This is a genomic window from Flavobacterium aureirubrum (genome assembly GCF_038739835.1).
GTDB classification, from domain to species: Bacteria; Bacteroidota; Bacteroidia; order Flavobacteriales; family Flavobacteriaceae; genus Flavobacterium; species Flavobacterium aureirubrum.
Genome location: NZ_JBCGDO010000037.1, coordinates 1 through 9257 on the forward strand (window position 1 = coordinate 1; position 9257 = coordinate 9257).

The following is a 9257-nucleotide window of genomic DNA, read 5'->3' on the forward strand; positions in this document are numbered from 1 at the left end:
TTTTGCTATGTATTTAGGTAACATAAAGGCACATATAGGAAATGGAGCTACATGGTGATTATTTAAAGTTTGGGTTGTTTAACCGCAAGGGTCGCCAAGTTGTCGCAAGGTGCGCAAAGGGATTTGAGGGTTTAAAGTTTTTTTTAACCATAGATTATACAGATTTTTACGGATTTGTTTTTACTATGCATTGAGGTAACACCACGATGTAAGAAGAAAATTAATATACGGTGTTTATTTTAAGTTTGGGTTGTTTAACCGCAAGGGTCGCCAAGTTGTCGCAAGGTGCGCAAAGGGTTTTGAGGGTTTAAAGGATGTTTTTTGTTGCCACAGATTGTACAGATATTTATTGATTTGTTTTTGCTATGTATTTAGGTAACACCACGATGTAAGAAGAAAATTAATATACGGTGTTTATTTTAAGTTTGGGTTGTTTAACCGCAAGGGTCGCCAAGTTGTCGCAAGGTGCGCAAAGGGTTTTGAGGGTTTAAAGGATGTTTTTTGTTGCCACAGATTGTACAGATATTTATTGATTTGTTTTTGCTATGTATTTAGGTAACACCACGATGTAAGAAGAAAATTAATATACGGTGTTTATTTTAAGTTTGGGTTGTTTAACCACAAGGGTCGCCAAGTTGTCGCGAGGTGCGCAAAGGGATTTGAGGGTTTAAAGTTTGTTGTTTGTGGTTTTTTGTTGCACTGTGGACATGAAGTTGAAGCACAAAGTAATGGATGTTTTTTTGCCACAGATTGCAAAGATTTTAACTGATTTTTTGTCCCGTACTTGCTTGACTATAGCAATAAAAGGTACGCGGTTTGTGTGATACTTTATATTGATTTTTTTATTTTCTTTTTAGGAACACTACTTTTTTACCTTTTTTGATATAAAATATTTAGTTTTATGGGAATATAAATGATGAATATTTAAATGGACACCTTTACATTACCTCTACAACTATTTCTTAAACGGCACGATAATTAATTTGACAATATGAGTTGTAGCTTTTAGGCGCTTTATTATATAGTGTTTTGAGTTGAGCTGTCAATTTATTTTTTAACAATACCTGTATAGTTATTTTATATGATTGAATTAATTATTAATAAAATAATTTATTAATTTACGATATTGGAATTGTTGTTTTTTATTTTACTCAAATAACACAAGAAGTTTTGACATTAATTTTTTTACCACAACAAATACCTTCATTATGAGATTATATTTATTTTCCATTTTTTTTCTCTTTTTAACTTTTAGTTTAACGGCCCAAATGGGTATTGGTACCACGTCACCCGATGGATCGTTGGATGTAGTATCAACAGATGATGGTTTATTGATTCCAAGAATTGCTTTAACGGCTACCAACGTTGCGACTGTTATAACTCCTACTATTTCTGAGTTGGTTTATAATACAGCTACTTCAGCTGTCGGACCGAATCAAGTTACGCCGGGTTATTATTATTGGGATGGTGCTTTGTGGATTAGACTTGCTACTGGAAATGCTACTGCCAGCTGGGCTTTGACGGGGAATGCAGGTACTAACGCTGCTACTAATTTTTTAGGGACTACCGATGATGTTGATTTTGTATTGAGAAGAAATAATATTAGAGCGGGTTTTGTAGGTAATCCTAATACCGGTAGTGGTAATATGAATACCTCTTTTGGTGCCAATTCGCTACTAAATTCAACGGGAATTAGAAATGTGGCTATCGGAACCAATGTATTGCCCAGTAATGCTGCAGGTATTGCTAATGTTGCGATTGGAGAAAGAACTATGTTTTCTAATACCAATGGTAACGAAAATACAGCTGTTGGTGTTGGTGCACTATTTTCAAATACTGTAGGTAATTCCAATACAGCTATTGGAAGAAATGCTTTAACGACTAATACTGCTAGTTTTAATACTGCTGTTGGAGATAGGGCTTTGGAAGCTAATACTACGGGTGCTTCCAATACTTCGGTTGGAAACAATTCCTTATTCTTAAATACACTAGGAAATAATAACACCGCTGTTGGAGTTCAAGCACTACGAGCTAACACCACTGGAAATGATAATACCGCTCTTGGTCACAGATCCCTGGTTGCCAATACAACAGGTATTTCAAATGTAGCTATTGGGACAAATTCGTTAGCAACTAATACTACGTCGGCCAATAATACGGCTGTTGGTTTTAATTCTTTAAATGTGAGTACAGCTGCGGGTAACAGTGCGTTTGGTACTCGAGCCCTAGTAGCTACATCCACTGGGGCCAACAACACTGCGGTAGGTTTTGATGCCGGTGCTAACATAACAACCGGCGCCAGCAATATTATGATTGGAGCTAGTACTGCCGCACCTGCTGCTGCTGGTAGTAATCAATTAAACATTGGTAACACTATTTTTGGTACTATGGCCGGAGCACTAACAGCTGGTGTAAATACTACAAGAACTGTAGGTATTAATGTAACTTCACCAGAAGCCGCTTTGGATGTATTTTCTACTGATAACGGTTTATTAGTACCTAGAATATCCTTACTAGTAGGTGTTAATAATGCTCTTCCGTTAACAGCTCCTGTAAATTCCGAAATTATTTACAATACTAACAATATGGTCGCACCTAGAGGATTTTATTTTTGGGATGCTTTTGCCGTACCTGCAAGATGGGTTCCTTTTGCTACTGGTACGGCTACTGGATGGCTAACGACGGGTAATGCGGGTTTAAACGCGGCGACGAATTTTATAGGTACCACTGATGGTGTTGATGTTGCTTTTAGACGAAGCAGTGCCGCCGCTGGAAGAATAGCGGCCACTAGTACTTCATTTGGGCTTAATGCCTTGACTGCTGGTTCCGCCACCAATGCCACTGCATTTGGGGTCAATGCTTTGGCTGCAAATACTGGGATAAACAATACTGCTTTTGGAACCAATGCGTTAGCGGCCAATACCACTTCTGCTAATAATACTGCTTTTGGATTTAATGCTTTAGCTATTAATACGCCTAATTCTGATACGGGAGCCCAAAATACTGCTATTGGGAGTGGTGCTTTAGCCAGTCTTAACGGAGGAAATAATAATACCGCCATTGGTTTCAATGCTTTAACTAACATACCTGGCACTACTCGTTTTAATACGGCAGTTGGTAGTAATTCTTTGTCAGGAATCAATTCAGCGGCCGCAATTAATAATGTGGCGGTTGGAGATAATACAATGACAGGTTCTGGTGTTATTACCAGATCGGTGGCTATAGGTTCGAATGCACTACAAAATGTAGGGAATAATTCCACAAGAAATACCGCTGTTGGTGCTTTTGCAGGCAGTGCGACTACTTCGGGCAATGACAATGTATTTATAGGTAATGCGGCAGGAAGTTCAGAAGCGGGAGCAGGAAGTAACAAATTATATATTGAGAACACGGGTGCTGACGCTAGTAATGCTTTAATTTACGGAGAATTTGATACCAATATATTACGTGTTAATGGTACGCTTCAAGTTAATAATCCTGCTAGTGTTAACGGTTATGCTTTGCCGAATGTTAGAGGGACAGTTGGTCAAGTATTGCAAACAAACGGAGCTGGTGCTACAAGTTGGGTAAATTCCTCTTCGTTATCTATAACCGAAACCGATCCACAAGTATCTTCTGCTACAATCAATAGAATACCCAAGTGGAATGGAACAACTCTTATCGATGGCATAGTAACCGATGATGGGACTACCATGACAGTTACAGGTAATACGGTAACTACCAACTTTCAAATGACAAATGGCGCAACTGCCAATTATGTTTTGCAAAGTAATGGTGTTGGAAATGGCAGTTGGGTTGATCCTAATGTAAAATCTTTTGTGACTACTGGGGTTACGACCGGTATTTATAATGTTTCTTTAGCTGAATATACCGTTAGAGTATTTAATGGTGTTTTGGAAGTGAGACTTCCGAATGCTGTGGGTAATCTTGGGAAAATATTTGTTATTATAGGCAGTAATGGTATCACATCGAAAGTTTTTTCTACTGCGGGAGGTGTAATTTATAACGATGTTGGTAATGTTTTAATCAATACTTTGAATCAAAATCAACGTTTTACGGTTCAAAGTGATGGAACCGATTGGATTGTAATTGCTAATTAGAGTAACTTTTTCGTTTTTTGCTTATCAACAGCAACTCTTTGAAAGCAGTGCTTTTCGCGATAAATATTTTAAAAGTTGTTGGAGTAATGTCCGCTCTATGAATTGCAATTTTTAGAATTTCAATTTATCTACTTCATAATTAATTTTATTAGATTAATTGTGCTTATTGTTAGCATTACCTGCTCAAGATTATCAAGTGAAGCATGTCAAAACAACTGTTTTTTCAAAACTTTATTTCTCAGTCGGTCTTCATAAACCTTCTTGTGACTTGTATTTCTGCTGCAATTTTATAAACTTTTTATTTAAATTTTTATTAAATAATGATGGCGCCTTGCAGCACATTTTTATTTGTCTCTACGCCGTTGGTTCTATAAATCTACTTTTTTATTAGTAATTAACGAGCAACAACTTTTTATATGATTAAACCTTTTTATAGTAAATAGGATATGTTCATTTACCAAGTTATTTAAGTTGCGTTTTTAAGTATTTTAGAGCTACTACAGTTATACAGCAACCCAAGCCAAATAGCCAGCGAACAGCCACTGTTTTTTGTACTGCTTTTATAAAATGTGTCGTTTCTTTTATGAAATGTGTAATAATTTTTATTTATCTTTTTTATTTGTGTTTTTTTTCATCTAAAATATTCAGAATTCACTAATACGTGTCTTTTTTATTTTATGTAATTACCTTGTTGTGTTAAAATAAACACAACATTACTACAACATTTGGTTTATTCTCTACCTTGATTTGTTGCGTCGTAGTGACCTTGTATACCTAATTACGTACTACAACGTTTGCGTTTGTTGGGTTTTTACTGTTTTTTTTCTTTTCTCATTTTTTGTATAGTTTTTATAGACTAGGACTGCTGTAATTTTTCAATGGTAACACTATATATTTGACATCCTACTAAAAGTCAAACTATTAACAACAATAAAAATCAAACATTTATGAAGAAAATTTTATTATTATTTTTCCTGATGACTATTTCATTAGGATATTCGCAGGCTTCTTTATTGGGGTTTGAAACTACTGAAACAGGGGGTGTTGTCTTAAACACTTTTGGCGGTATGTCAGCTCCAGCGTTTGAGACAGGTACTGGATCAAATACCAGTCGAGTTATGAGAATTACTGGTAACACTGGTGCTGCTGAACCTTGGCAAGGAACTGAATTCACTTTGACCAATTCAGTTAATCTGACTACTAACAAAACGTTAACCATTGATGTTCGTGCTACCGAAGCTATAACTTTTTTGGTAAAAGTTCTTAGACCACCTTACAATACTAGTGTCAACGCTGCTGCTGCTGTGACGCACAATGGTGATGGAACATGGCAAACCCTTTCTTTTACATTCAATACAGCATTAGATAATCAACAAGCAAATCCAACGGGAACTTTTGACAGATTTGTTATTCATGCTTATTGGGAAGTTGGTAGAACACAATTCTTTACACCAACAGTTACGCCAAGACCTGCAAGAACTTTTTGGGTAGACAATATTAGAGATCCTAGTTCATTGCCTTTTCCTACCTTAGGAGCTTTAACAATTCCGGGTTCTAATCCTAAACTAAGTACAGATGGTCCTTTTGTAATGACAAACCCAACATCTGATAGTTCAGGTGCTTGGACTTACAGCAGTAGCCCAGCTGGTGTAGTTACATTCAGTGGCAATACCGCCACCATAGTTGGTACAGGTACTACTACTATAACAGCCACTCAGGCTGCTGTTCCTGGGGTTTTTGTAGCAGGAACAAGAACAGCTTCCCTTACAGTAAATTTACCTCCACCGCCTACACCCGCACCAACTCCACCTGCAAGAAATGCTTGGGATGTTGTATCCTTGTATAGTGGTGCTTATGCTCCAACTGCAGGAGCTACATGGCAAGCTGGTGTGGATGTCCCCATAGCTGGTGATAATGCCCGTTTTTTTAATGGTTTTACATTAGCTAGATTAGCTTTCGGTGCTCGAAGCATAGTTGGAATGACCACCTTGCATATCGATGTTTACACCGTTAATCAAAATCAACTTTGGTTTGAAATAAATGGCAATAGACGAGTAGTTTCCAGTATTCCACTGAATGGCTGGGCTAGCTTTGATATTCCACTTTCTGATTATGTTGGTTTGAATCTAGGTAATGTTAGTTTTTTTGATTTAAATAATCCAACTGGAGCAGCTGCGCCGGTAAAAGTAGTTTATCTAGATAATATATATTTCTACAGACCTGCAACAGATCAGCCGCCAACTATTGGAGCGTTAACAGTTCCTAGTCCTCAATTGGTTGGTAATGCTCCATTTACGATTACAAATCCTACTTCAAATAGTAGTGGTGCTTGGTCTTATAGTGCTAGCCCTGCTGGAATTGTAACGATAGCCGGTAATACAGTTACTATAGTAAGTGGTGGTACTGCCACTATCACAGCTACGCAAGCAGCTGTTCCTGGTGTTTTTGGTGCAGCAAGTACAACTGCTAATTTAGTGGTTAACTTCCCTCCGCCTGGACCTTCTCCAATACCACCTGCAAGAGATCCCGGTACTGTAGTTTCTTTGTATACAGGTACGCCTACTACTTATGCTAACGTTAGACCTGCAGTTCAGGCAGGTTGGTCAGCAGGTTCAACCAATTCTAATTTTAATTTTGCCAATGGAGATAATACTTGTATTCAAGTGAATAATTTAGGTTTCTTTGGTTTAGTTACTGGTTCAACCAATTTCAGTGTCGAAGGGATGAATTTTCTTCACGTGGACATTTTCTTAAATACACCTATGACGTCTATGATTTTAAATCTGCTTGCACCAAGTGATAGAAACTTTACTATTGGACCGCTTGTTGCAGGATGGAATTCATTGGATATTCCACTTTCAAGTTATGGCACTGGATTCGCTAATATTAATGGAATTAAGTTTGAACAAAGTGGCGGTACACCTCGTCAAATTTACATTGATAACGTTTATTTCTACGCTGGTACTGCTAATCCAATTGTCTCAAACTTCTCGCTACCTACTGTAAATCCTGGCGCACCTACTTTTACCATCACGGCTCCTACTTCAAATAGTGCTGGTGCATGGAGTTATACTAGTAGTAACAATGCCGTAGGAACTATCGTAAATGGAAATCAAATACAAGTGGGTGTTAGCGGTTCCGCGACGATTACCGCTACACAAGCTGCAAATGGGAACTTTAATAGTGCTACGATTTCGGCTACGTTTAATGTATTAGCAACTCCTACTTTAGGTGCGTTTACCGTTGGACCTAGAGTAACTGGCGATGCTCCATTTACATTAACGGCTCCTACTTCAGACAGTAATGGAGCTTTCACCTATACTATCTTGCCTGCAGGTATTGCTTCAATAAGTGGCAACACAGTAACTATTTTAGCTCCAGGTACAGCTACTATCACTGCTACTCAAGCTGCTGATGGGTTGTTCAACTCTGCTACAACAACTGCACAGTTAGTTGTTAGTTTAGGAACTGCGGCGCCAACGCCACCTGCAAGAAATGCGTGGGATGTGGTTTCTTTATATAGTAATTCTTATACTCCAACAGCTGGAGCCACATGGCAGGCTGGGACGAATGTTGATATTGCTGGAAATAACACCAGATTATTTAATGGTTTTACGTTAGCTCGTTTAGCTTTTGCTCCTACTAGTGTAGCAGCTATGACAACTTTACATATAGATGTTTATACCGTTAATCAAAATGAGTTATGGTTTGAAGTTCAAGGAAATCGGAGAGTGCAATCAAGTATTCCTCTTAATGGCTGGGTTAGCTTTGATATTCCATTATCTGTTTTTACTGGTTTAAATTTAGCAAACATTAGTTTTTTTGATTTAAACAATCCAACGGGAGCTGCTGCACCAGTTAAAGTAGTTTATTTAGACAATATCTATTTCTACAGACCAGCAACCGACCAGCCACCATCAATTGGGGCGTTAACACTGCCATCACCTCAAGTATTAGGTAATGCTCCGTTTACGATAACAAATCCTACTTCTGATAGTAGTGGTGCTTGGACATACAGTGCTAATCCTACAGGTGTTGTCACAATTAGTGGTAATACGGTAACTATTGTCGGTGGTGGCACCACTACAATCACGGCTACACAAGCGGCTATTCCGGGCGTTTTTGGTCCGGCTTCAACTTCAGCCCAATTGGTAGTTAACTTTCCAGAGCCTGGACCTTCGCCTGCACTTCCTGCAAGGGAAGCGGCTAGAGTTATTTCTCTATTTACAGGTTCTCCCGCTCAATATGCTAATGCTCCTAATTATAACTTAGGACAAGCCTTTTGGTCAGAAGGTGGCGGTAGAGTTTTAACGACGGTTCCAAATGGTAACAATACGGCTTTACGCATAGATGGTCTAGGCTTTATGGGATTGATCGATATAGGTAATCCTCCACCAACAAATAGAGAGCGACGTATTAATTTGGTTGGAACTGGTATGTCACACTTGAATATTGATATTTATTTAGACACTCCAAGACCTAATTTGTTTGTTGTTCTATTAGCGCCTGGTGATAGACTTCATAATACAGGTCCACTAACTGCTGGTTGGAATAGGATAAGAGTTCCTTTAACTGCATTTCCAGGAGCCTTGAATGATATTTATGGGGTAAAACTTGAGCAGAATTATGCTTCTCCATTCCGTCTGTTTGTTGATAATATTTATTTCAGTAATGATTTGTTTACTTTCTACGCTGATAACGACGGTGATGGATTTGGAAACTTAGCTGTTTCAACGTTAGCCGAAACAGCTCCAACAGGATTTGTTTCTAACAGCACAGATTGTGATGATAACGATAATACAGTTTGGAGAACCGGTAACTTCTATATTGATGTTGATGCTGATGGTTATACTTTAGACTTACCATTAATACCGTTGTGTTATGGTGCTAGTTTTAATCCATTTTATAGTTTAACTTCATTAGGAATTGACTGCAACGACAATAATGCTGCCATTAACCCTGGCGCTGCGGAGATTTGTTTTAATAATATTGACGACAACTGTGATGGTAACTTATCAGAGGGCTGTGCGCCAGTTGTGGTAAATATGGCTACGGCTAATAACACGGTATTACCATCATTTGCAACGGGAGTTGCAGCGCAAGCTTATAGTTTTGCAGGTGCTACTACCGCTACTTACCGCTTTACGATAGTTAATT

2 protein-coding genes are annotated in these 9257 nt (G+C 38.2%); both read left to right on the forward strand.

From position 1 onward, the window contains the following. The first annotated feature begins 1208 nt into the window (after positions 1 to 1208). Positions 1209 to 4100, forward strand: a complete 2892-nt coding sequence (locus tag WFZ85_RS15220) for a beta strand repeat-containing protein (RefSeq protein WP_342697125.1) — start codon at positions 1209 to 1211, stop codon at positions 4098 to 4100. A gap of 947 nt (positions 4101 to 5047) precedes the next feature. Then, positions 5048 to 9257, forward strand: a 4210-nt coding sequence (locus WFZ85_RS15225; RefSeq protein WP_342697126.1) for a putative metal-binding motif-containing protein, incomplete at its 3' end; no start/stop codon positions are given.